16 protein-coding genes are annotated in these 25,192 nt (G+C 28.9%); 4 read left to right on the top strand and 12 right to left on the bottom strand.

Annotation, left to right across the window (positions count from 1 at the left end; all coding sequences use genetic code 11):
* Nucleotides 1–26 precede the first annotated feature (26 nt).
* From JW646_RS10625 to JW646_RS10590, 8 genes are all read right to left on the bottom strand, one after another.
* Nucleotides 27–4,280, bottom strand: a complete 4,254-nt coding sequence (locus JW646_RS10625) for a DUF445 family protein (protein WP_228415181.1) — start codon at nt 4,278–4,280, stop codon at nt 27–29.
* Nucleotides 4,281–4,313: 33 nt separating this feature from the next.
* The gene (locus JW646_RS10620) at nt 4,314–4,595 is read right to left on the bottom strand and encodes an ArsR/SmtB family transcription factor (RefSeq protein ID WP_074919993.1); all 282 of its coding nucleotides are present in this window, start codon (nt 4,593–4,595) and stop codon (nt 4,314–4,316) included.
* A gap of 183 nt (nt 4,596–4,778) precedes the next feature.
* Nucleotides 4,779–5,573 carry an HAD family hydrolase gene (locus tag JW646_RS10615; RefSeq protein ID WP_228415180.1) on the bottom strand — a complete coding sequence of 265 codons (795 nt, stop codon included), beginning with the start codon at nt 5,571–5,573 and terminating at the stop codon, nt 4,779–4,781.
* 227 nt (nt 5,574–5,800) lie between these two features.
* Nucleotides 5,801–7,018: an NAD(P)/FAD-dependent oxidoreductase gene (locus JW646_RS10610; RefSeq protein ID WP_228415179.1), complete on the bottom strand. Its 1,218-nt coding sequence runs from the start codon at nt 7,016–7,018 to the stop codon at nt 5,801–5,803.
* A gap of 2 nt (nt 7,019–7,020) precedes the next feature.
* Nucleotides 7,021–7,647, bottom strand: coding sequence for a hypothetical protein (locus JW646_RS10605; RefSeq protein WP_074920000.1), 627 nt, complete (start codon nt 7,645–7,647; stop codon nt 7,021–7,023).
* Between the two features lie 196 nt (nt 7,648–7,843).
* The gene (pepI, locus tag JW646_RS10600; RefSeq protein ID WP_228415178.1) at nt 7,844–8,725 is read right to left on the bottom strand and encodes a proline iminopeptidase; all 882 of its coding nucleotides are present in this window, start codon (nt 8,723–8,725) and stop codon (nt 7,844–7,846) included.
* A 210-nt stretch (nt 8,726–8,935) separates the two neighbouring features.
* Entirely contained in the window at nt 8,936–10,288 is a 1,353-nt protein-coding gene (gene rlmD / locus JW646_RS10595; RefSeq protein ID WP_228415177.1) for a 23S rRNA (uracil(1939)-C(5))-methyltransferase RlmD, read from the bottom strand.
* A gap of 19 nt (nt 10,289–10,307) precedes the next feature.
* Nucleotides 10,308–11,030: a pseudouridine synthase gene (locus tag JW646_RS10590; RefSeq protein WP_228415176.1), complete on the bottom strand. Its 723-nt coding sequence runs from the start codon at nt 11,028–11,030 to the stop codon at nt 10,308–10,310.
* A 199-nt stretch (nt 11,031–11,229) separates the two neighbouring features.
* Here JW646_RS10590 and fba point away from each other — a divergent pair, with 199 nt between their 5' ends.
* The 4 genes from fba to JW646_RS10570 all read left to right on the top strand — a co-directional run bounded on the left by fba (nt 11,230) and on the right by JW646_RS10570 (nt 17,117).
* On the top strand, nt 11,230–12,093 hold the full coding sequence (fba, locus tag JW646_RS10585; RefSeq protein WP_074920004.1) for a class II fructose-1,6-bisphosphate aldolase: 864 nt from the start codon (nt 11,230–11,232) through the stop codon (nt 12,091–12,093).
* Between the two features lie 837 nt (nt 12,094–12,930).
* On the top strand, nt 12,931–13,431 hold the full coding sequence (locus JW646_RS10580) for an NADH-quinone oxidoreductase subunit NuoE family protein (RefSeq protein ID WP_074920005.1): 501 nt from the start codon (nt 12,931–12,933) through the stop codon (nt 13,429–13,431).
* 12 nt (nt 13,432–13,443) lie between these two features.
* Nucleotides 13,444–15,333, top strand: a complete 1,890-nt coding sequence (locus JW646_RS10575) for an NADH-quinone oxidoreductase subunit NuoF (protein WP_148558151.1) — start codon at nt 13,444–13,446, stop codon at nt 15,331–15,333.
* Nucleotides 15,334–15,356: 23 nt separating this feature from the next.
* Nucleotides 15,357–17,117 carry an NADH-dependent [FeFe] hydrogenase, group A6 gene (locus tag JW646_RS10570; RefSeq protein ID WP_074920007.1) on the top strand — a complete coding sequence of 587 codons (1,761 nt, stop codon included), beginning with the start codon at nt 15,357–15,359 and terminating at the stop codon, nt 17,115–17,117.
* A 76-nt stretch (nt 17,118–17,193) separates the two neighbouring features.
* Here JW646_RS10570 and hprK read toward each other — a convergent pair whose 3' ends face one another.
* The 4 genes from hprK to uvrB form a co-directional block, all read right to left on the bottom strand.
* Nucleotides 17,194–18,126: an HPr(Ser) kinase/phosphatase gene (gene hprK / locus JW646_RS10565; protein WP_139216811.1), complete on the bottom strand. Its 933-nt coding sequence runs from the start codon at nt 18,124–18,126 to the stop codon at nt 17,194–17,196.
* A gap of 4 nt (nt 18,127–18,130) precedes the next feature.
* Nucleotides 18,131–19,945, bottom strand: coding sequence for an excinuclease ABC subunit UvrC (gene uvrC, locus JW646_RS10560; protein WP_228415175.1), 1,815 nt, complete (start codon nt 19,943–19,945; stop codon nt 18,131–18,133).
* A gap of 191 nt (nt 19,946–20,136) precedes the next feature.
* A complete protein-coding gene (gene uvrA, locus JW646_RS10555; protein WP_228415174.1) occupies nt 20,137–22,962 on the bottom strand; it encodes an excinuclease ABC subunit UvrA in 2,826 nt (941 codons plus the stop codon).
* Complete coding sequence (uvrB, locus tag JW646_RS10550; RefSeq protein ID WP_074920010.1) at nt 22,962–24,932, bottom strand: excinuclease ABC subunit UvrB; 1,971 nt, start codon at nt 24,930–24,932, stop codon at nt 22,962–22,964. Before uvrB ends, uvrA begins: the two co-directional genes overlap by 1 nt.
* Nucleotides 24,933–25,192: the final 260 nt, after the last annotated feature.

Raw genomic sequence — 25,192 nt, 5'->3', positions numbered from 1 at the left:
AGGCATTAGCCTATAAGTATTTTCCTTTACTCTCTGAATAATTTATATTGAGATTCTTCCACTTTTGAATCAATTTTTTTAGTATATATTATGTCTATTATAAATAGAACTATTGATAAGTATACATTTATACCAAATATTAAACCAAAACCTCCATAGATATAAAGCTTTATAAAGAAATCTCCAGCAAAAGATTTAAATAGCTCATGAATTTCTTTAGGATGCATTTTATCTACTTCTTCTAAAGTTATGCTTTGAAGATCTAAGCTTCTTAACATTGGTATTATATTTTTTTCTATTGTACTGAATCCTGCATCTATAATGTTATTTGTTACATAAAGTTTAAATTCTTCTGTAATGAAGTTTAATTTATCATCTAACAATAGATCTATAATAGATTCAACAACTACTCTATTTTTATGATTAAAATCTTTATTTTCTAGAATTAAATTTAAGTTGTAATTAATATCACTTTCTAAAATTTCTTTATCTATCAAAGAATTTAATTTACTGTTTCTTATTGATGAAATGTAAATACTTCTACATATTTGTAATATATGATAATTTGCAACTTCACTACTATTAATTTTATCTAAAATATTATCTACAACATATGTTACATCATCCTTATTTAATTCCCATGATATTTCCACCAAATTAATGGAATAAAAATGTTTAAGAACTTTTTCTTCTAACAATTCTCTTAGGAATTCATTAGCTGCCTCTTTATTACCATTTAAGTTTTCAATAATATTCTTTGATGTTATATTAATTAATTCTTTATATTTATCATAAGTTTCTTGTAAGTTATTTAATTCAACTATTTCACTTATTTTTTTAGCTTTCATTTCACAAATATTATTTATAACTAAATCTGACCCACTATGCATATTATTTTTAAAATTTTCATTTTGTTTCAGTGAAAAAACTAATCTGTCAAGTAATAAACTTGTGTTAATTTCTGTAGACTTTAATCCTAAATCTTTAACTTTACTTGAATATATCTCTTTTTCCAAATAGTTATTTAGAATTATACACAACTGATCTTTGTCATCTAATATTAATTTTTCTATCTTATTATTTATTACTATATTAACAACATCTTTGACAAGTCCATCACCATCAGCAAAATCATATGCCATCTTAACAAAGAAGTTAAGATTTTTTCTTACAATTTTCACTACCATTGATGATATCAATTCGTCATTATCTTTTATATAACTTATTAATTTTTTACTAGCTACATCTGTAATATTATATATATTGTTATCTAGTTTTTCTTTAATTTTGCCACCTAATAGCTCATCAAATTTCTTTTCTTCTTGAAATTCTGTTCCTAAGTAATCTTGTAAATAGCTATTTAATTGATCTTTTAAATTTAAAAGTGTAATATTTATAAACTTATCTGTTTTAACACTATTTTGTATACTTAAAAGAGATTTGTCGCTTATTATATCTTTTATTGATTTGTCCATTATATAATTATAAGTTTTTTCATTTTTGAAGATTATATTTTTCACTATATCTTCAACATATGAATTTTCCATATTTTTATTTATATAATCATTAATTTGTTTTTCTATTTTATTATTAACAGTTGTAATCAATTCTTCTGGCAGCACGTCTTGCAAAGATTTATTTGTTTTTAATTTTTCTTCTAAATATCCTATTATTTTATCTTCTCTTTGACTTATGATCTCTATTAAAGCATTTGCTTTGTTATTTACAAAATCTATGGATACAAATCTACCACATTCTATATCTAAAAATCTGTTTCCTATACTGCTACATATTCTATTATTATTTTTCTTTACTAATTTTAAAATAGTACCATATGTTTTTTTAGCTAAACTATGTTTTTTGTTTCTAACAAAGTTTACAATAACCATATAATTGCTGTCTTTTATATTAGATATAATATGATTCTTAAAATTATTCTTTTGTAACCCAAATGAATTTACTACTCTATTTCCGCTTAGTAATTCATTATCAATAAAATATGCCATACCTGATGCAAAACTATTTTTATGAGAAGGTATATATCCTATAGAAAACACTTTAAATAAAGGTATTTTAGAAACAAATTTATTTTTTTCATAAGGACAGAATATCATCCAAAGAGCTATAACATTTGTCATAATACCTACTACACCCATAAGAAAACATGCCATTAATGTATTAGTAACATTATTATAAAAACCATAAGATCCATTAATATTGGTCATAGTAATACCAAATATTAACCCCACAATAGTTCCTAGAAATGCACCAAACATTGATAGTGGTTTTAATTGTTTCCCCATAAAACTTTGAGCTATATTGCATATTTCTTCTTCATCCAATTTGATAAGATTATCATAAATAAGTTTTTTTACCCTTCCATCTACTATAGTTGGTAAATTATTTTCTATATTTCCATATAGTTTATTACTTATTTCTTTAGGTAAATCTTCTTTGCTATTTATTTTATTAAGTAAGTCTTTAACTTCATAAGATTTATATTTATTAACTTCTTTTTTAGTAAAATCTACAGTCTTTTCAGTTATTGATTTTATTATTTTTTCCTCATTCTCACTTAATAGATCTTGTATTTCTATGTTTTTAATGTAATCACTTATTTCCTTATTGATAATTTTCTTATAATTAGTGTTATTCTTATTTAAAATATTAACTATTTTATTAGGTAATAGAGATGAAAATTCATCAACCTTATCTTTATTAACTAAATTTTTTATTTTGCTATTTAGCAAAGACTCTATTTTATCATGAACCAAATTAAATATAGCTTTATCTAAATAAGAAATTATTTTAGCTTTATTGTTTATTATTAAATCATAAAGTTTGGGCTTAATATTTTTATTAAATAATTTATTTAAATCTTGGTCTATTAACTTATTTAAAGTTTTTGAGGTTTGTCTTTTTAAGAAAATCTTAGATAATTCTTTTCCTTCAGTATCCCATTTATCTAAAACAATATTTATTACCTTTTCTTCATTAATCAAATTATTTTCTTCTAATAAAACTACTAAATCTTTGATTTTTGTTTCTTCTAAAAACTTAATTATTTTTGAATACAACTTATAAGAATCTTCTTCACTTATTCTATATTCTTCTAAAAATTTCACAATTTTATCTACTATTTGGTTTTTAGAAGCAAAATCCAAAAGCATAGAATCCTTAACTTTTGAAACCATTGATTTTCTTAAATCATCATCAATATTATCTATACTTTCTAATATGGATTCATCTATCATGTTTTCTATTTTGGTTTTATTCTTACTTATCCATGATGATAAATAAGGTATAGCTTTTTTAATTAAATCTGCTACATATTCACTAGAAATTCTTCCAAAATGAATTGGCAATATCTCAAAAACTGTTAAATCTATATCTTTTGCCGAAGCAAATACTTCTTTAACTATATCTTCTAATTTGATCTTACCATCTTCAGATTTTATTAGTTCATCTAGTTTTTCATATATTATTAAACTTAGTTTATTAAATTCTTCTTCACTTAAAATATCATCTATAGTTTTAGTTCCTATAGTTTTTTGAAGATTTTTTAATAAGCTTTTTATATCTATTAAGGATAAAGATTTGTCTATCAGTGATTTTGTTTCTTTATTATTATCTAATAGCTCATCAATAGAGTTCATTATTTCACAGCTAATTATTCTGGTTACTTTTTCTCCACTGTCCTTACTTATTAACTGACTTAAATATACTTCACCTTGCTCTTCATATAAATCACTTAATAAATGCTTTAATTCATCATTAGATTCAATATTAGTATCAATTTCTTTATACGCTTTATCAACTATATGAGATATTTGTTTTTCACTTAATAATTTCTCCAATTTTATATTTTCCCCAATATTAGTTATTAATTGAGGTAATACGCCTTTTAAACTATCTTTTAAAAACCTTTCTCCATCTATTAATGTTTCACTCCAACCAGGTATTTCTTCTATTTTTTTGTTTTCAAAAACCTCATATAAAGATTCTTTTAAAAAATCTTCACCCACATTTTCCATGGCAAGTTTGAAATTTTCTCCTAGAACCTTTTCTCTTAGGGTTTCTGAATTTATTATATCTCTTTCTACTAAATCACTTATTTCTTCTATAAATTTTTCTTTATTTTTCTTTACTGCTCCACCAATCTTTAATGGTGTATATTCTTTAAAGATCATATTAACAGCATATTTATTTGTAATATAACCTGCTACACCACTAGAAAAAGCCTGTAGCAATAAAAACAATCCATTTTCTAATGTAACCATACTTACCACCCATCTGTCTTTTTATTTTTTATACTATTTGACATAATTATCTTTTAGCATTTGTAGTATACCTTGAACTTTCTTATCTTTCACAAAATAAGTTATATTAAGACCATCCTTATTGCTATCTAACAATTCATGTGCTTTTAATATAGATAAATGCTGAGATAGTCCTGATTGAGTTATATTGCCTAACTTTTTATTTAATTCTCCTACTGTCATTGGTTTTTCTATTAAGTAATATAAAATCAGTAATCTATTTTCATTAGCTAGCACTTTTAATTGCCTTGCTAATCTTTTTGTTTTTTCTTCCACTATTAGGCTTCCTCTCTACTTATGTATGTATATTATAGTATTCCCATTATTAAACTTAAGTATATTAGTAATTACTAATATACTTAAGTTTAATAATTATGTCAATATTTTACATATTATTGTAATTTATTACAATAAAAAACTATAAGATTTACTCTTATAGTTTTTTTATTTCTGCTAAATTTACAATTTAAAGTATTCTTTTATTGCATGTACGACGCCATCATCATCGTTTGATTTAGCTCTATAGTTACATATTTCTTTTAGTTTTTCATGAGCATTATCCATTGCATAACTATATTTGCAACTTTGCATCATTTCATAGTCATTTAAATAATCACCAAAAGCCATTGTTTCATCATAAGAAATATTATAGTTTTCTTGAAGAATTTTTATAGCTTCACCTTTATTTACTCCTGGATTCATTAAGTCTACCCAGTTATGCCCTGATAAACAAACCATTAAATTCTTATTATATTTTTCTAGCAATTTAAATGCATTATTTTCTGCATCAACTTCGTCAAAAACAGCTAATTTACATATTTTATCCTTATCTAACACATCCATTAAATCTTCTACTATTTCAAGCTTTGCGTAGTACATTCTTGTATTTTCTAAAAATATTTCATTATCATTTTCCACATATGCAGATTCAACACCACACAAAATAGGATACATGCCTTCCCCTTGTCTCACATCCTTCAAAGCTTTTTTAACTTCTTGGGTGTTGATTTCATCTACATAAATAGATTGTCCATTATCGTATACAATAGATCCATTATCACTAATATAAACAAGGTCTTCTTTTATACCTTCAAAGTTTTCAAGTAAATTAAAATATTGCCTCCCACTAGCAATAGCAAATTTAATCTCTTTTTCTTTTAATTTTTTTACTAAATCAAATAAATATGGTGATAAGTTTTTATTACTATCTAGTAATGTACCATCCATATCTGCTGCAATTAATTTTACTGTCATATTCTATTCTCCCTCTAATATTTTTTATGTTATTATATCATTAAATTTTTTTGTATATCTCTTAATCAAAAAAGTTTATTAATTTCTTTATTTATATGTTTCCCTTTTTACGCACATTTTTGCCATTTTAAAATATTATACCACTTTTTTTACTACTTTGTAGTACTTCATAATAAACATAAAAAAGTTCTACTAATTTTACAATCAGTAGAACTTTTATGTTTATTCTATTTATCAAATCTATCCACTTTAAATAATTTCATATTATCGTCTATTTCACCTTTATAAAATTTACTTAGCATCATTCCTCCCAGTATAGCAAATAATATCCCATTTGCACCATATCCTAAACAATACCATAAGTTTTTGTGATTTGGATCTTCTCCGAAAAAACCTAAATTGTCTTGAGAAGATATAAATCCACCACAATACTCATACTCACTTTCTATGGAGTTTATTTTAGGAAACATGTTTTTTATTCTATTAAGAAGGATTTCATACTTTTCTTTTGCTACCTTTTCATTAAGTATGTTATTATAAAAATCTATATCTTCTCCACCTGCAATAATTCTGTTATCTTCAGTGGTTCTAAAATAATTATAAGGATCACAATTATCTCTTATCAAAACTTTATTAAACCATCCATCAAACCTATCCACTGGTTTTGTTACTATATTATATGTTACTGTTTTATAACCAAAATTTCGCTTTGTAAATCGTTCAGTATTATAACCTGTTGCTATTATAACTTTTTTACCTTTTACTTTATATCCATAGCTAGTTATAACTTCTACACTATCTTGTAAATATTTTATATCAATTACTTCTGTATTCTCATATACCTTTAGTCCCATATTACAACTTACATCTAGTAATTCATGAGTGTACTCATATGGATCTAGTTGAGCTCCTCCATTTACTCCGTATACACCACCTTTTAGGTTTATACTAAATGGGTTATCTTCTTTTGAAATGTATTTAACATCTATACCTGCTTTTTTTCTTATTTCATATTCTGCTTTCATTTCTTTTATTTCTTCATCTTTAGACGTGTATAAAAGAGTATCTTTTCTTTGATATTTGCATTTATTACCATATTTTTTTATAAATTCATCAATTTCATCTAAGGCTTTTAAACCTAATTTATATGACATTATTACATTATCTAATGTTGTGTATTCTTCTAATTGTCTGGCGTTGCTATCTAACTCATATTGTAATAGTGATGTTGTTATACTTGTACTACAATGAGCCACTCTTTCTTTCTCTAAAATCACAGCTGAGATATTAGCTTTTGAAAAATAGTAACCTACTATACTTCCTGTCACTCCTCCACCTACAATAATAACCTCTGTATCTAAATCTTCTGTAAGATACTCATATTGCTTTTTTATTTTACTATTTTTAGTAAACATAGGCGTTCCATGTACATTTTCTAAAGGCATTTTTATTCCTCCTTTTCATTGCATTTATTACACTGCTGTTTGTTTGGATTATACCTAAATTTTTCTGGCATATGTAACAAATCATCTAAATCACAAAAGAAATTTTTAGTTAATTGGGAATCTAAACTTTCTTTCACAGGTGCTTCAAAATATGGAATATTAATATTATTTTCTTTTAACATCTCATCTAATATTGATGTCATTACACCATAAACTCCAAAACTAACTTTTGTTTTTTTATCTTCTATAATAGATTCAGTTTTATATTTATTAGTTTTGTGTTTTCCCCAGTTAACACTACAATTAGGACTTCCTTGTATACCTATATAACAAAGGGGTGTATTATTGTTATTTTTTAGCTCACACACCATGTCAACATAGCTCTCTAATTCTTTTCTACAGTGTTTTTTGAAAAATACATTATCATATTGTTGTCTTCCCTGAGGATTTCTCCAATATCCCATAGCTGTAAACTCTGGACAAGGCAACTGTATTATAGCTATATTCTTACTTAAAAAATAATCACTTATCATTCTAGCCACATTAAATCTTCTGCCCAATATATGAACCCTTGTAGCCGGATTTAATAAACAATGGGAAACAAGTACAAAATACCTTTTTTTAGGCATAAAATTTTACTCCTTTTTGTTAAAAGTATATTGCTTATTTTTTGCTAAATAATATTTATTATTCAGTCATATATAAATAACAAATTCTATAAATAAAAAAAGAGAGATTAAATTATATTATCTAATCTCTCTTTTTTAAACATACATATTTTTTATATAATTAAACTTAATAAATTATAAGTTTAATTATTATTTATTAATCATTAGCATTTAACCATTCAGTTAAAACTTCCACATATCTTTCGTGCTCTTCCACAAAAGGCATATGTCTTGAATATTGGAATAACTCCCATTTACTGTTAGGAATTTTGTCATACATAGTTTTTGCAATGTATGGTGTGCATAAATCTATTGCTCCACTAGTTATTAAACAAGGTTCTTCTATTTCATGTAATCTATCTGTAAATTCATATCCAGCTAGTGTTCCTGATGGAGAGAACTCATTATGTCCCCATCCTACAACATAAGCTTCAGTTCCTGATTTTTTAGGTCTTCTTAAGCATTCTGGATCATTTTCAGTTACTTCACCTGCGCAATACATTTTCATAAATTTATCTAATGCATCACCATATTCTTTACTAGAGTAATCTCCAGTACTTACTGCATCAAGTAAAGCTTTTTGATCAGCTTCCTCCATGTATGATATTCTTCTCTTTTGCTCTGTTTCCCAAAGACTTGCAGATGGAAGAGTAGATGAAAGAATATATGACTTAATTCCTTTTGGTTTATATTCAAGAGCGTACCAGATAGCCTGCATTCCACCCCAAGATTGTCCTAATAAATGAATTTCATTAAGTCCTAAGTGTTCTCTTAACGCCATAAGCTCTTCTATCCAAGTATCAGCATTGAATAATTCTGGATGACCTTCAACAAATGAATTACCACAACCTATTTGATCATACATTATTACTTGTCTACCAGTTTCAGCTATTTGGTCTAATACTTCAAAATAGTTGTGTGTAGAACCTGGTCCTCCATGAAGTAGCACTAATGGTGCCTTACCTTCAGTTGCTTCTCCTACTACACGATAATAAGTTTTAAAGCCTTTGAAAGGCATGTATCCTTCAGTTATTTTCATGTTTAATTCCCCCCATTTGTCATTAGAAACAAGAATTAGTTCCTAAGTAATACTGTTAAAAGTTCAGCAGTCACATTTAGTATAACATGAAAGTAAAAGGTTTTCACTACTATGTTATTATGAAAATTTTATGTGCCCATATAATTTTATTTTTATTTCTTTATTCTATAAAAAGAACTAAGCATTACCTTGCTTAGTCCTCTTTTTTTATTATTTTTTTAATTTTACTACAGTTTCACAGTGAGGTGTATTTGGGAACATATCCATACACTTAACTTTCTCAACCTTATATCCGTAAGATTCGAATCCTTTTATATCTAAAACTAAAGTCTTAGGATTACATGAAATATAAACTATCTCATTAGCACCAAATCCAGAGATATCTCTTATAGCATCTTTGTGAACACCTGGTCTAGGTGGATCAACTATTATTAAGTCTGGCTTTTCAGATAAATTCTTTACAACTTTAGCCACATCTCCAGCTATAAATTCACAGTTATTAAGCCCATTTAATTTCGTATTTTCGTTAGCTGCAACAACAGCTTCTTCTATTATTTCTATACCATAAACTTGTTTAGCAGCACTTGCCATAACTTGTCCTATAGTTCCAGTTCCACTGTATAAGTCGAATAATACTTTTCCTTCATGATCTCCCACAAATTCTCTAGCTATACTGTATAATTTTTCAGCACCTTTAGTATTTGTTTGGAAGAATGAGAATGGAGATATTTTAAATCTAAGTCCTAAAACTACTTCTTCTATATAGTTTCTTCCATGTAAAACTCTTAACTCATCACAATTAACTGCATCAGCAAGTCCATCATTTATAGTGTGTAATATACTTACTACCTCTGCTTTTGTACCAAGATTTAATATCATATCTTTGTACTCAGCCATGTCAAAATCTACTTGAGTAGTAGTAACAATATTAACCATTAATTCATTTGTGTTAACACCTTTTCTAACTACTAAGTTTCTTAAATAACCTTGGTGAGAATTTATTCTATAATAAGGAAGATTCTTTTCTCCAAAGTACTCAACTGTAGAAGTTAATACTTTTATAAAATCTTCATCTACTAATCTACAATCATTAACAGTTATAATATCTAAATGTCTTCCTTTTTTGTGCATTCCTAAAGTAAGTGGTCCACCTTTTACTTCATCTCCAAAAGTATACTCCATTTTATTTCTGTATAATCTTTCAACTGGACTTCCTTCTATTCCTAAAAATTCAAATCCTTCTATTCCTTGTTCTTCAAATAACTTTAGAACTTGTTCACTTTTTATTTCTAATTGTTTTTCGTAAGGTACTGATAACATGGAACACCCTCCACATGCGCCAAAATGATCGCATACTGGTGAAGTTTCCATTGGTGAGTTTTCAATTACTTCAAGTAATTTTACTTCAGCTTTTTCACTCCTTGCTTTTTTAACAACAGCCTTTACTTTTTGGCCAGTAATTCCGCCCTTCATTTTTACTTTTCTTTTTCCTATTAAAGTTGAAGACTCTCCTCCAAATTCCATAGAACCTACTTCAAATTCAATTATGTCTTTTCTCTTCACTATAATTTCCTCCGCTATTTTATCTTTCTTCTATTAATTTAACTTCTTCTTCAGTTAATTCTCTATATTCACCTAGACTTAATGTTTCATCTAGTTTTAATTTGCCCATAGACAGTCTTTTCAAGTATACTACTTTTTTGCCCACACTCTCAAACATTCTTTTTACTTGGTGAAATTTACCTTCATGTATAGTAAGTTCTATTTCAGATGTTTCTCCACTTTCTAGAATTTTAAGCTGAGAAGGCATAGTTTCATACCCATCATCTAAAGTTACACCATCTTCAAAAGCCTTCACATCTTTTTCTGTTACTACACCATCAATTTTTGCATAATAAGTCTTTGGCACATGCTTTTTAGGCGATAATACTCTGTGAGCCAATTTACCATCATTCGTTAAAACCAAAAGTCCCTCTGTATCCTTGTCCAATCTTCCAACAGGAAAAGGTTCAAATGCCAGATAAGAAGATTCTATTAAATCTAAAACTATTGGATCTCTTTTATCAAAAGTTGCTGATAAATACCCATCTGGTTTGTTCATCATTATATAAACGAATTCTCTATATTTTACTACTTCATTATTAAATTCTATTTTATCAGTATCAGTATCAACTTGTGTCCCAGGATTTGATATTACTTTATCATTTACCTTAACTAAACCCTTTTTACAATAAACTTTTATTTCTGCTCTACTTCCATATCCTACGTTAGAAAGAATTTTATCTATTCTTAATTTTTTCGCCACTTTGCTTACCTCCTTAAGAAGTATTTTTATTTAAATAATTTATTTTCATATTAAAATAGCATAATCACTATTATATATTATAATTTAAGTTTTTGCTTGTTATAATTTGGTCTATACTCTTTTTTGTTTTAGTTATATAATATAAATGATGGGTAGGTTTTATAAATTTTAAACTTAATTAAAATTTGGAGGTTTAAATATGTTAGTTTCTGCAAGAGAAATGCTAGTTAAAGCAAGAGAAGGAAAATACGCAGTAGGTCAATTCAATATAAATAACTTAGAATGGACAAAAGCAATATTATTAACTGCACAAGAAAACAATTCACCAGTTATTTTAGGAGTATCTGAAGGTGCTGGAAAATACATGGGTGGATACGATACAATAGTTGGAATGGTAAATGGTTTAATAAAAGGATTAAACATAACAGTTCCAGTTGCTCTACACTTAGATCATGGTTCTTATGAAGGAGCTAAACAAACTATAGAAGCAGGATTCTCTTCTGTAATGTTCGATGGTTCTCATTATCCATTTGAAGAAAACGTAGCTAAGACTAAAGAAATAGTTGAAATAGCTCATTCAAAAGGCATATCTGTAGAAGCTGAAGTAGGTTCTATAGGTGGGGAAGAAGACGGTGTTGTTGGAGCTGGTGAAGTTGCTGATCCACAAGAATGCAAAGCTATATCTGAATTAGGAATAGATTTCCTTGCTGCTGGTATAGGAAATATCCATGGTAAATATCCTGAAAACTGGACTGGATTAAACTTCGAAGTTTTAGGAAAAATAAACCAAGCTACAGGTTCTATGCCTTTAGTATTACACGGTGGAAGTGGAATACCAGAAGAAATGATAAAAGAAGCTATATCTTTAGGTGTTGCTAAAATAAATGTTAATACTGAGTGTCAAGTTGTATTTGCTGAAGCTACTCGTAAATACATAGAAGAAGGAAAAGATTTACAAGGTAAAGGATTTGATCCTCGTAAATTATTAGCTCCAGGCGTTGATGCAATAAAAGCATGCGTTAAAGAAAAAATGGAACTATTCGGTTCTGTAAACCAAGCATAATTTTAATAGTTTAATTTAAAATTCCTCAAAGATAGATGTGATTTTTATTACATCTATCTTTTTTAATCTCAACTACTTTAAGTAGGAGCCTTTCTTACATCCATTGACCATATAATTTTAAAAATTTTTAAATTAAGGAATAATCAATTTATTAACATTATATACATATATATATAACTACTTACTTTCATTATTTGAGTTCTTTTGTCAGTTTTTATTTATTAAATTCTATATTTTTATATATTTCATTACTTGTTTTTGTAATTTTCGACACTTATTTTAATTTAAACCGCTTTCATTTGTAATGTTTTAAATATATTAAGTTGTTTTGTTTGTTATTTATTTAACATAATTGTTCAATTAATTTATTCATTTATAATAAAAATAAATAATTTATTACCTTAGATAATCTGTTATTATTATATTCATTTTATTTTTTCAGAATATTTAAATTATTCTTTAATATTTAATTTATTTATCATAGTCCACTTAATTTTTTAATTTAATAATTAATTTTTTAAGAATTTTCCTTATTTATTTAAAAAAAACTCTAAATTTCTTGATTTTTTTATAATTATTCTATATTTGAATTATAATTTTTTATTAGCTTTTTAACATATTCTTATACTATAATATAAAGTAGAATTACAAATTTTTCTATATTAGTATTTTTCATATATTTTTATAGAAAATTTTAAATGTTAAATTTTTAACTCTATAAATTTTTAGTTAGCTAATTTTATAAATTCATCCTCTTAAAATTTATAGAATGTATTTTAAGTTTTTGCTGTTAATTATTTACTATGACTAACTTCAAAATGAAAAGGGGGAATTTGCATGTGCAATTTTGTTTCGCAAAACAAAAAATTATTTGATGAATTAGATAGCTTAATCGCTGCTCTTCCTAAGGCTGATGAGAGTGCATTAATATATGTACTTAAAGAAGCTCAAGGTATATTTGGCTATCTACCAAAAGAGGTTCAACTTTATATAGCAGGAAAATTAGATCTTTCTCCTGCCAAAGTGTATGGCGTTGTTAGCTTCTATTCTTATTTCTCTACTACTCCAGTTGGAGAACACAAAATTAATGTATGCTTAGGAACTGCTTGTTTCGTTAAAGGAGCAAATGCTGTTCTTGAAGAATTCGAAAAACAATTGGGAATTAAATCTGGAGAAACTACGCCTGATCTTAAATTCACTATTGAGTGTTTAAGATGTGTAGGCGCTTGTGGACTTGCTCCTGTTGTTGTTGTTGATGGTAGAGTATATAGCCGAGTTACACCTGATGATGTTACTGGTATAATAAATGACTATAAAGAAGTAGAAATGAGCTGTTAGGGGGGATAATACATGAAAAGAATTAATTCTTATGCTGAGTTAAAAGCTGCTGTTGAAGGGTACAAACCTCTTCTTAATTTAAGAAAGAAAGACGGCGTTGATGGTGTTCCTGCAAAAAGAGAAATATTAGTTTGTGGTGATACTGGATGTGCTTCTTCCGGTAGTATAAAGGTTTTAGAAGCTTTACAAGATGAAATAAAAAAAGCTGGTCTTGAAGATGTGGCTAAAGTTGAATTAACTGGATGTTTTGGATTCTGCGCTGTTGGTCCTATAGTAAAAGTTTATCCTGATAACGTTTTCTATGTACATCTTTCTCCAGAAGATGCTAAGGAAATTGTCGAAAGTCATATAAAAAATAATGTAGTTGTTGAAAGATTATTATTTGAAGAGCCTTCATTAGATAACTTAAGAGTTAATAATGAAAAAGATATGTCTTTCTATAAAAAGCAAGAAAAAATAGCTTTAAGAAATCTTGGTGTTATACACCCAGAACGTCTTGAAGAATATTTAGCTAACGATGGATATTTAGGTCTTGGAAAAGCTTTAAATGAAATGACTCCTGAACAAGTTGTTGCTGAAATGAAAGCTTCAGGACTTAGAGGTAGAGGTGGAGCTGGATTCCCTACGGGAGTAAAATGGGAAGCATCTGCTAAAAACCCTCCTGTTAACGGTAAAAAATTTGTTGTATGTAATGCTGATGAAGGTGACCCAGGTGCCTTTATGGATAGATCTTTATTAGAAGGTGATCCTCATAATGTATTAGAAGCTATGGCAATCTGTGGATATGCTATTGGTTCTGATATAGGATATATATACATAAGAGCTGAGTACCCTCGTGTTATCGAAAGACTAAAAATAGCTATAGCTGCAGCTGAAGAGGCTGGTCTATTAGGTGAAAACATAATGGGTAGCGGATTTAACTTTAAACTTGAATTAAAATATGGTGCTGGCGCTTTCGTTTGCGGTGAAGGTACTGCTTTAATGCACTCTATAGAAGGTAAACGTGGTGAGCCTAGAATGAAGACTTTCTCTTCTTCTAAACACGGTTTATGGAATGCTCCTACTTGCTTAAATAACGTTGAAACATTCGGTAATGTTCCAGTTATAATAACTAAAGGTTCTGATTGGTTTACTTCTTATGGTACAGAAGATTCTAAAGGTACTAAAGTTTTTGCATTAGGTGGAAAAGTAAACAATGTTGGACTTGTTGAAGTTCCTATGGGTACTACACTTAGAGAGATCGTTTATGAGATAGGTGGCGGTATTTTACATGATAAAGAATTTAAAGCTGTCCAAACTGGTGGACCATCTGGTGGATGTATTTCTACTAAAGATTTAGATACTCCTATAGATTATAAGTCTTTAGCTTCTATAGGCTCTATGATGGGTTCTGGTGGTATGCTTGTTCTTGATGAAACTGACTGTATGGTTGAAATAGCTAGATTCTTCTTAGATTTTTCTGTTGAGGAATCTTGTGGTAAATGTACTCCTTGTCGTATAGGTACAAAGAGATTATATGAATTATTAAATAAAATCTGCGAAGGTAAAGGATGCGAGCAAGACTTAGTTGATCTAAAAGATTTAGCATTAACTGTAAAAAACACTGCTTTATGTGGTCTAGGAAAATGCGCTCCTAACCCTGTATTAAGTACTATGGATTGTTTCTATGATGAATATTTAGCTCACGTTAGAGATCATAAATGTCCAGCAGGAAAATGTAGTTCTATGTTAGACTTTGTAATTACTGATGATTGTATTGGTTGTGGTCTATGTTCTAAAAACTGTCCAGTTGATGCAATAAGTGGTGAAAAGAAAGAAAAACATATTATAGATACTTCTGTATGTATTAAATGTGGTACTTGTATAGAAAAATGTAAGAAGGGTGCAATTGTTAAAAGATAATTACGCTAAGGAGGGGTTTATTAATGAGTTTAGTTAATTTAACTATAAATGGCAAAGCTGTTTCAGTTCCTTCTGATACAAAAATATTAGAAGCTGCAAAACAAGTAAATGTTAAAATACCAAGCCTATGTCATTTACATATGGATGATATAAAATTTGATAACCATTGTGCATCTTGTCGTGTATGTATGGTTAGTGCTGGAAGAGGATTAGTTCCTGCTTGTGGTACATTAGTTAAAGAAGGTATGGTTGTAAATACTAATTCACCAGAAGCATTAAAATATAGAAAAAATGTTGTTGAATTAATGTTATCAGACCATCCAAAAGATTGTTTATCTTGTATTAAGAGCGGAAATTGTGAATTACAAGATATTGCTGCAGATCTAGGAATAAGAAATGTAAGATTCTCTGATGGAGATCAATCTTATGTTCCTGTTGATACTTCTACTAAATCTATAGTTAAAGATCATGCAAAATGTATACTATGTAGAAGATGTGAAACTATGTGTAATGAAGTTCAAACAGTTGGTGTATTATCTGGTATCAACCGTGGATTTGGTACAGAAGTTTCTACTTTCTACGGTGTTGATTTAGTTGATACTAACTGTACTTTCTGTGGACAATGTATAAGCGTATGTCCAACAGGTGCTTTAATAGAAAAAGATAATACTGCTGAAGCTTGGGCTGCTTTAGGACAAAAAGAAAAACCAGTTATGGTTCAAACTGCTCCAGCTGTAAGAGTTGGTTTAGGTGAAGAATTTGGATTAGATCCAGGTTCTATATCTACTGGTAAAATGGTTGCTGCATTAAAAGCTTTAGGATTTGATTATGTATTTGATACTAACTTCGCAGCTGACTTAACTATAATGGAAGAAGCTAATGAGTTTGTAAATAGATTTGTTAAAGGTGAAAAACTTCCTATATTAACTAGCTGTTGTCCAGCTTGGGTTAACTTTATGGAGCATGAATTCCCAGATTTATTAGGATACTTATCTACTTGTAAATCTCCACAAAGCATGTTCTCTCCAATAGCTAGACACTATTTCGCTGAAAAAGCTTTAGGTAAAAAACCTGATGAAGTTATTGTTATGTCTATAATGCCTTGTGTTGCTAAGAAATACGAAGTTTCAAGAGAAGAATTAGGTCAAGATGGATATTTGGATACTGATTTATCATTAACTACTAGAGAATTAGCTAGAATGATAAAAGAAGCTGGTATAGATTTAGCTAACTTAGAAGAAGCTGAATTTGATAGTCCACTTGGATACTCTACAGGAGCTGCTGATATATTCGGTGCTACTGGTGGTGTTCTTGAAGCTGCACTTAGAACTGCATATCATGATATAACTAAAGAAGAAGCTCCATCTCTAGACTTTACAGTTGTTAGAGGTATGGATGGTATAAAAGAAGCGTCTTTAGAAATAGCTGGTCATACAGTAAATGTAGCTGCTGCAAGTAGTTTAGGAAATGCAAGAAAATTAATGGATGAATTAAGAGCTGGAACTTGCAAGTATCATGTAATAGAAATCATGGCTTGCCCTGGTGGATGTGTTGCTGGTGCTGGCCAACCTTATCATGGTGGAGACTATGATAAAGTTAAAGCAAGAGCTAAAGCTTTATATGAAATAGATGCTAATAAACCACAACGTCTTTCTCATGCTAACCCAGACATCATCAAATTATATGATGATTTCCTAGGTGAAAGAGGCGGACACAAATCTCATGAACTACTTCATACTGAATACTACGATAAAAGTAATGTATTTGCTGACGCTGAATGCTAACAACTAATAGTTTACCTATTAATTAAAAATTAAAAGAAGTTATGATATTTTTAAAATATCATAGCTTCTTTTTAATTTATTTATCAATTACTTGAGATAATTTTTGTGTAAATTCTTGAGCTGCATCAATACCCATTCCCTTTTGTCTAAAATTCATAGCTGCAACTTCAATTATCATAGAAGTATTTCTTCCTGGTTTAACAGGTATTACTAGTTTTTCAACTTGTCTTCCTAGTATTTCTTCATATTCCCTGTCTAAACCTAATCTATCATAATACTTTTGTTGATTCCAATTCTCCAGTTCAATTACTATATCAATAGCTTTTTGATTTTTTATGGCTCCAACACCATATAAACTCTTTACATCTATTATGCCAATTCCTCTAATTTCCATATAGTGTTTTAATATTTCAGGTGCTTGTCCTACTAATCTACTATCATCAACTTTTCTGATTTCAACAGCATCATCAGCTACAAGTCTATGACCTTTTTGTATCAATTCTAAAGCAGTTTCTGATTTACCTATGCTACTCTCACCTTTTATCAACACACCTATACCATATACATCTACTAAAACTCCATGCATAGTAACATGAGGAGCCAGCTTATTATCTAAATAATTGGATAGTCTATTAATAAATCTTGTAGTATTGCATTTACTACTTAAAACCACTCTGTTATATTTTTTAGCACTTGCTATTATGTCTTCATCTATATTTAAGTCCCTTGTGACTATTAATACAGGTATTTCATAAGAGAAAAACTTATCTAGTCTTTTTTCTCTTTCTTCTTTTTTTATATTTTGAAAATAAGTATATTCTGTTCTTCCTATTATTTGAATTCTCTCATATGGAAAATACTCAAAATATCCAGCTAGTGGTAGACCTGTTCTATTTACATCTTCTGACTCCACGTAGTATTCTTTACCTTTTGGCATATATACTACTTCCAAATTTAAATCCTCAACTAATTGAGATATAGATACTATGTCTTTTACTGTTTCTATCAATTATTTACTCTCCCTTTCTAAAATAATCATAAATATTTTCAGCTACACTTTTATTTAATCCTTCTACCTTCGATAATTCCTCCACAGATGCGTTTTTTATATCTTCAATACTTTTAAAATGAGATAATAAAGCTTTTTTTCTTTTTTCTCCCACACCAGGAATATGGTCCAAAGAAGATTTTGTTAATGATTTATTTCTCAAGCTTCTGTGATAACTTATGGCATAGTTATGCACTTCTTCTTGTATACTTGCAACGAATCTATATAAATTTGATGTTTTATCAAGTTCAATTTCCTTTGATGCACATATTAATCCTTTTGTTCTATGTTTATCATCTTTATACATTCCCCATAAAGGAATATCTATTCCATATTTGTCAAAAACTTTTTTTACAGCACTAACTTGACCTTTTCCACCATCTAGTAATATTAAATCAGGAAAATCCCCTTTTTGCAATCGTCTATCTAAAATTTCTGCCATAGAGTCATAGTCATTGGGACCTTCTACAGTTTTTATTTTGTATCTTCTATATTCTTTTTTATCTTTAAGTCCATTTGTAAAAACAACCATAACACCTATGGAATCTACACCTTGTATGTTAGATATATCATAGGATTCTATTCTTCTTGGTGGTTCTTCCAAACCTAGTACTTCCGCCAGCTCTATTAAAGCCCCTTCGCTTTTTTCATATTTTCTTTTATTTAAATTAGAGAATTTTTCTAAATATTCCATGGCATTTTTCTTAACCATTGATATCAAACTTTTTTTATCTCCTTTTTGCGGAACTCTTATAAATACTTTTTGACCTTTAATATTTGATAACCACTCTTCAAGAACTACCTGATCTTCTATTTCGCATTCAATAATAATTTCCTTAGGAATATATTCTGCTTTCATATAAAATTGTTTTACAAAAGAACTAAGTATAGACTCCTTACTAGAATCTTTTGTTCCTTCTAATATGAAGTGCTCTCTTCCAACAATTTTCCCATGCCTAATGAAAAATGATTGCACACAAGCCTCTTCATCATTATAAGCCATAGCAATAATATCTTGATTAACATCATCTGTAGATACATCAATTTTTTGTTTTTGCATCATATCTTGAAGGTTTATTATTTTATCTCTGTATAGAGCCGCTTCTTCAAAATTAAATTCCATAGAACATTTATTCATTTTTTCTTTTAAAATTTCTATTAAAGTTTCTTCTTTTCCAGATAAAAATAATAATATTTCTTCTATCATTTTGTTATATTCTTCTTTTGAAACATTTCCAGTACAAGGTCCCACACATCTTTTTATATGAAGATTTAAACAAGGCCTCATATTGCTTTTTATAGCTCTTTCAATATCTACATTGCAAGTTCTTATGGGATAAATATTTCTTATAACATCTAAAGTATCATTGACTGCTTCCACATTTGTATATGGTCCAAAATATTTTGCCTTATCTCTAAGTACTCTTCTAACTTTTAATACTCTTGGGAAATCCTCATTCACTGTTACTTTTATATAAGGATAAGTTTTGTCATCTCTTAGCAATACATTATACTTTGGTCTATATTTTTTAATTAAATTACACTCTAAAATTAAAGCTTCTAGCTCTGAATCAGTGATTATATATTCAAAGGATTTGATATTTTTAACCATTGATTTTACTTTCGAAGAATGATTTTTTGATGATTGAAAATATTGTCTTACTCTATTTTTTAATGAGATAGCTTTTCCCACATAGATTATTTTGTTATTTTCATCCTTCATTAAATATACTCCAGGCTCAGCTGGTAGTTTTTTTAATTGCTCTTGTATATCAAACACTTTTTCCTCCAAAAATTCGCTTCCCTTATATCGCTAACTAGTTACCTTCGCTACCGCTTTGAGCCACTGCATGGGTGACTCACTTCAGGTAACTGCGTTGCTCAAAGTTAACTCCTATAATAAAACTTCTAATCTTATATATAAAAATTAGAAGTTTTTCTTTAGTCTTTTAAAATATTCAAATTCCATACTTATTCAAAATACTTTTTCAGGAATTGTCCCGTGTATGAACCTTTTACTTTAGATACTTCTTTAGGAGTTCCAGTGGCTATTATTTTTCCACCTTTGTCTCCTCCTTCTGGCCCTAGGTCTATAATATAGTCACTAGTTTTTATAACATCTAAATTATGTTCTATAACAACTATAGTATTTCCTGTATCAGCTAACTTTTGTAAAACATGAACTAACTTATCAACATCTGCCATATGAAGTCCTGTTGTAGGTTCATCAAGAATATATAAAGTCTTTCCTGTTGGTCTTTTACTTAATTCTGTTGCAAGTTTAATTCTTTGTGCTTCTCCTCCTGATAACTGAGTTGAAGGTTGGCCAAGTTTAATATAAGAAAGTCCTACATCCATTAGTGTTTCCAGCTTTCTTTTTATTGATGGTATGTTTTCAAAGAACTTTACTGCTTCTTCCACATTCATGTCTAAAATATCTGCTATACTCTTGTCTTTATATTTAACTTGTAAAGTTTCTCTATTGTATCTCTCCCCTTTACATATTTCGCAAGGGACATAAACATCAGGCAAGAAATGCATTTCTATTTTAATTATACCATCACCTTTACAAGCTTCACATCTGCCACCTTTAACATTAAAACTAAATCTTCCTTTTTTGTATCCTCTAGCTTTAGCTTCATTAGTTGTAGCAAATAAGTCTCTTATTTGATCAAATACACCTGTGTAGGTTGCAGGGTTTGATCTAGGAGTTCTTCCTATTGGGCTTTGATCTATATTTATTACTTTATCTATATTTTCAATACCTTGAATTTCTTTATGTTTTCCAGGTCTTTGTCTTAATCTATTAACTTTACTTGCTACACCCTTGTACAAAATAGAGTTAATTAATGAACTTTTACCTGATCCTGATACACCAGTTATACATACAAATTTCCCAAGAGGTATCTTTGCATTAATGTTTTTTAAGTTATTTTCTGTGGCACCTTTAATTTCTATAAAGTTCCCATTACCTTCTCTTATGCTATCAGGTATTTCTATTACTTTTTTACCACTTAAATATAATCCCGTCATGGAATTAGGATTTTCTAATATTTCATCTAAAGTACCCTGAGCTACTATTTCTCCACCATGAATACCTGCACCTGGCCCTATATCTACTACATGGTCAGCTTCTCTCATAGTGTCTTCATCATGTTCAACTACAATTAATGTATTTCCAAGATCAGTTAAATGTCTCAAAGTTCCTATTAATTTTTCATTGTCTCTTTGATGAAGACCTATACTTGGCTCGTCTAGTACATATAAAACTCCCACTAAAGCAGAACCTATTTGAGTAGCAAGCCTAATTCTTTGCGCTTCTCCTCCTGATAAAGTTCCAGCTTTTCTTGATAAAGTTAAATATTCAAGTCCAACATCTTTTAAGAAAGATGCTCTTTCATTTATTTCCTTTAAAATTTCATGGGCTATAAACTTATTTTTTTCACTTAGCTCTAAGTTTTGAACAAAATTTAGTAATTCTTTTACAGATAAATCTGTAACTTCCATTATATTTTTTCCACCTATTAAAACAGATAGTACTTCTTTTTTAAGCCTATTACCTTTACATTTTGGACAAGGTCTTTCAGCCATATATTCTTCTATTTTATCTCTTGAATATTCTGAGTTAGTTTCTCTATATCTTCTTTCAAGGTTTACTATTACACCTTCAAAAGGAGCTTTATATTCTCTTCTTCCACCAAATTTTGAATCAAATATAAATTGAACCATTACATTATTTTCACCGTAAAGTAATTCTTGAACAAAATCTTCTGGTAAGTCCTTAAATGGTGTATCTAAAGATACATTAAAATGCTCTGCTAAACTTTGCACCATTTTACTATAATATGTATCATCACTTGTACTTACACTTCCCCAAGCTGCTATAGCTCCTTGTTTAATACTTAATTCCTTGTTTGGTATAATAAGATCTGGGTCAACTTCTCTACTTTCTCCTAGACCTTTGCATACATCACAGGCACCAAATGGAGCATTGAATGAAAACATTCTTGGTGATAATTCTTCGATTCCTATTCCATGTTCTGGACAAGCAAATTTAGTAGAAAATAATATTTCTTCTCCGTCTATTATTTGCGCTATAACAAGCCCATCAGACAATTTTACAGCCGTTTCTATGGAATCAGCAAGCCTTCCTTCTATTCCATCTTTTACAACTATTCTATCTACAACAACCTCTATATTGTGTTTTTTATTTTTTTCTAAGTTAATCTCATCGCTTACTTCCTGATTTTCTCCATTAACTCTTATTCTTACGAAACCATCTTTAGCAATACTCTCTATAAGTTTTTTGTGTGTTCCTTTTTGACCTCTTACTACGGGAGATAAAATTTGAATCTTAGTTCTTTCAGGTAATTCAATTACTTTATCTACTATTTCTTGTATGGTCATTTGAGATATTGGTTCACCACATGTAGGGCAATATACATCCCCAACTCTTGCAAATAAAAGCCTTAAGTAATCATAAATTTCTGTTACAGTACCCACTGTAGAACGAGGATTTTTTGATGTTGTTTTTTGATCTATAGATATTGCTGGTGATAAACCTTCTATATATTCCACATTTGGTTTTTCCATTTGACCTAAAAACTGTCTAGCATAAGCTGATAAACTTTCCACATATCTTCTTTGACCTTCTGCATAAATAGTATCAAAAGCTAAAGAAGATTTTCCAGAACCCGATAGCCCTGTGAAAACTATAAACTTATTTCTAGGAAGTTCTATACTGACATTTTTAAGGTTATGTTCTTTTGCGCCTTTTATAATGATTTTATCTTCCATTAATTCTTTATCCTTTCTTCCAACTCTTTTATCTTATCTCTTAGCTGAGCTGCTCTTTCAAATTGTAAGTTTTGTGCAGCTTCCATCATTTCTTTTTGTAGCGTTTCTATATTATTTTGAACTTCATATTCATCTTCACTCTCAGCAATTCCAAATACAACTTCTTCATCAGCTGGTTTAAGTGTTTCTATACTATCCCTAACTTCTTTAACAATAGTTTTAGGAGTTATTCCGTTTTCTTCGTTATATTGAGACTGTATTTCTCTTCTTCTCTTAGTTTCTTCAATAGTTGCTGCCATAGAACGTGTAATCTTATCAGCATACATTATAACTCTACCTTCCGAGTTTCTAGCCGCACGTCCTACTGTCTGTATTAATGAAGTTTCAGACCTTAAGAAACCTTCTTTATCAGCATCTAATATGGCAACTAAAGAAACCTCAGGTATATCCAAACCTTCTCTAAGTAAGTTTATACCTACTAATACATCAAATTTGCCCAGCCTTAAGTCTCTAATTATTTCAGTTCTTTCCAGTGTATCTATATCTGAATGTAAATATTTAACCCTTATTCCTATCTCTTTTAAATAGTTAGTTAAATCTTCACTCATTTTCTTAGTTAAAGTTGTAATTAATACTCTTTCTTTCCTTTCGACAACCTCATTTATTTCACCAACTAAATTATCTATTTGATTTTCAATTGGCCTTACTTCTATAACTGGGTCCAGTAAACCTGTTGGTCTTATTATTTGCTGTGCCACAGTTGTAGAATGCTCTATTTCATAAGCCCCTGGTGTTGCAGAAACAAACAGTACTTGATTTATATTTTCTTCAAATTCAGAGAAATTTAAAGGTCTATTGTCATAAGCAGAAGGTAATCTAAATCCATTTTCTATCAATGATTGTTTCCTTGAGCGGTCTCCTGCATACATACCTCTAACTTGAGGAATAGTAACGTGAGATTCATCTATTATTAATAAAAAATCATCTGGGAAGAAACTCATTAATGTATAAGGTTTTTCACCTTCTTCTCTTCCTGTTATATGTCTTGAATAGTTTTCTATTCCCTGACAAGTACCTATTTCATTAAGCATCTCTATATCATATTTAGTTCTTTGTTCAATTCTCTGAGCTTCTATTAATTTATCATTTTCTTTAAAATATTGAACTCTTTCTAATAGCTCTTTTTCAATAGCTTCCACTGCGTGAGCAACTTTTTCTGGAGTTGTAACATAATGTGATGCTGGGAATACTGCTATATAACTTCTTGTTCCTAAAATCTTCCCTGTTACATAGTCAATTTCCACTATTCTATCTATTTCATCCCCAAAAAATTCTATTCTTATAGCTTTCTCATCATCACTTGCTGGGAATAATTCTAAAATATCTCCCCTAACTCTAAAAGTTCCTCTAACAAAGTTAATATCATTTCTTTCATATTGTATGTCAACTAATTTTCTTATAAGTGTATCTCTATCAATTTCCATTCCTGTTCTAATAGATAACATAAGCTTTTTATAATCGTCTGGATCTCCTATACCATAAATACAAGAAACAGAAGATACTACAATTACATCATCTCTTTCTAATATAGATGCTGTGGCTGAGTGTCTTAGTTTATCTATTTCATCATTTATACTTGAATCTTTTTCTATGTATGTATCACTAGATGCCACATAAGCTTCTGGTTGATAATAATCATAATAACTTACAAAGTATTCAACTGCATTATTAGGGAAAAATTCTTTAAACTCACTATATAATTGAGCGGCTAAAGTTTTATTATGAGCTAGGATTAAGGTTGGTTTCTTTACCTCTCTAATTATATTTGCCATAGTAAAAGTTTTACCCGAACCTGTTACCCCTAGTAATGTTTGAAATTTTTCATCCTTATTAATTGAAGTAACAATCTCTTTTATTGCTTCTGGCTGATCCCCTGTTGGCTTAAAAGCTGATTGAATTTCAAAATCCATATCTCCTCACTCCTTTAGAACATCCGTTCCGTATAATTACAATAATAATTATACCATAATAATTCGATTATTGACCTTTTGTATAAACATTTATTATAAAATTTATTCATTAATATATATTACCCATTTAAAATAATTTAAATAATTTATAATATAATGTTTTAATAATAAACCTCATATTGCCAGGAGTTTATTAATAATGAGTAGTAAATAATAAACTATGCAATAAAAATAGAGCTTATATAAAAATAAGCTCTAAC

It is taken from the genome of Terrisporobacter hibernicus (assembly GCF_020809405.1).
Classification (GTDB): domain Bacteria; phylum Bacillota; class Clostridia; order Peptostreptococcales; family Peptostreptococcaceae; genus Terrisporobacter; species Terrisporobacter petrolearius.
The sequence above is the reverse complement of the archived record's forward strand: the minus strand, read 5'-3'. Positions and strand labels throughout refer to the sequence as shown.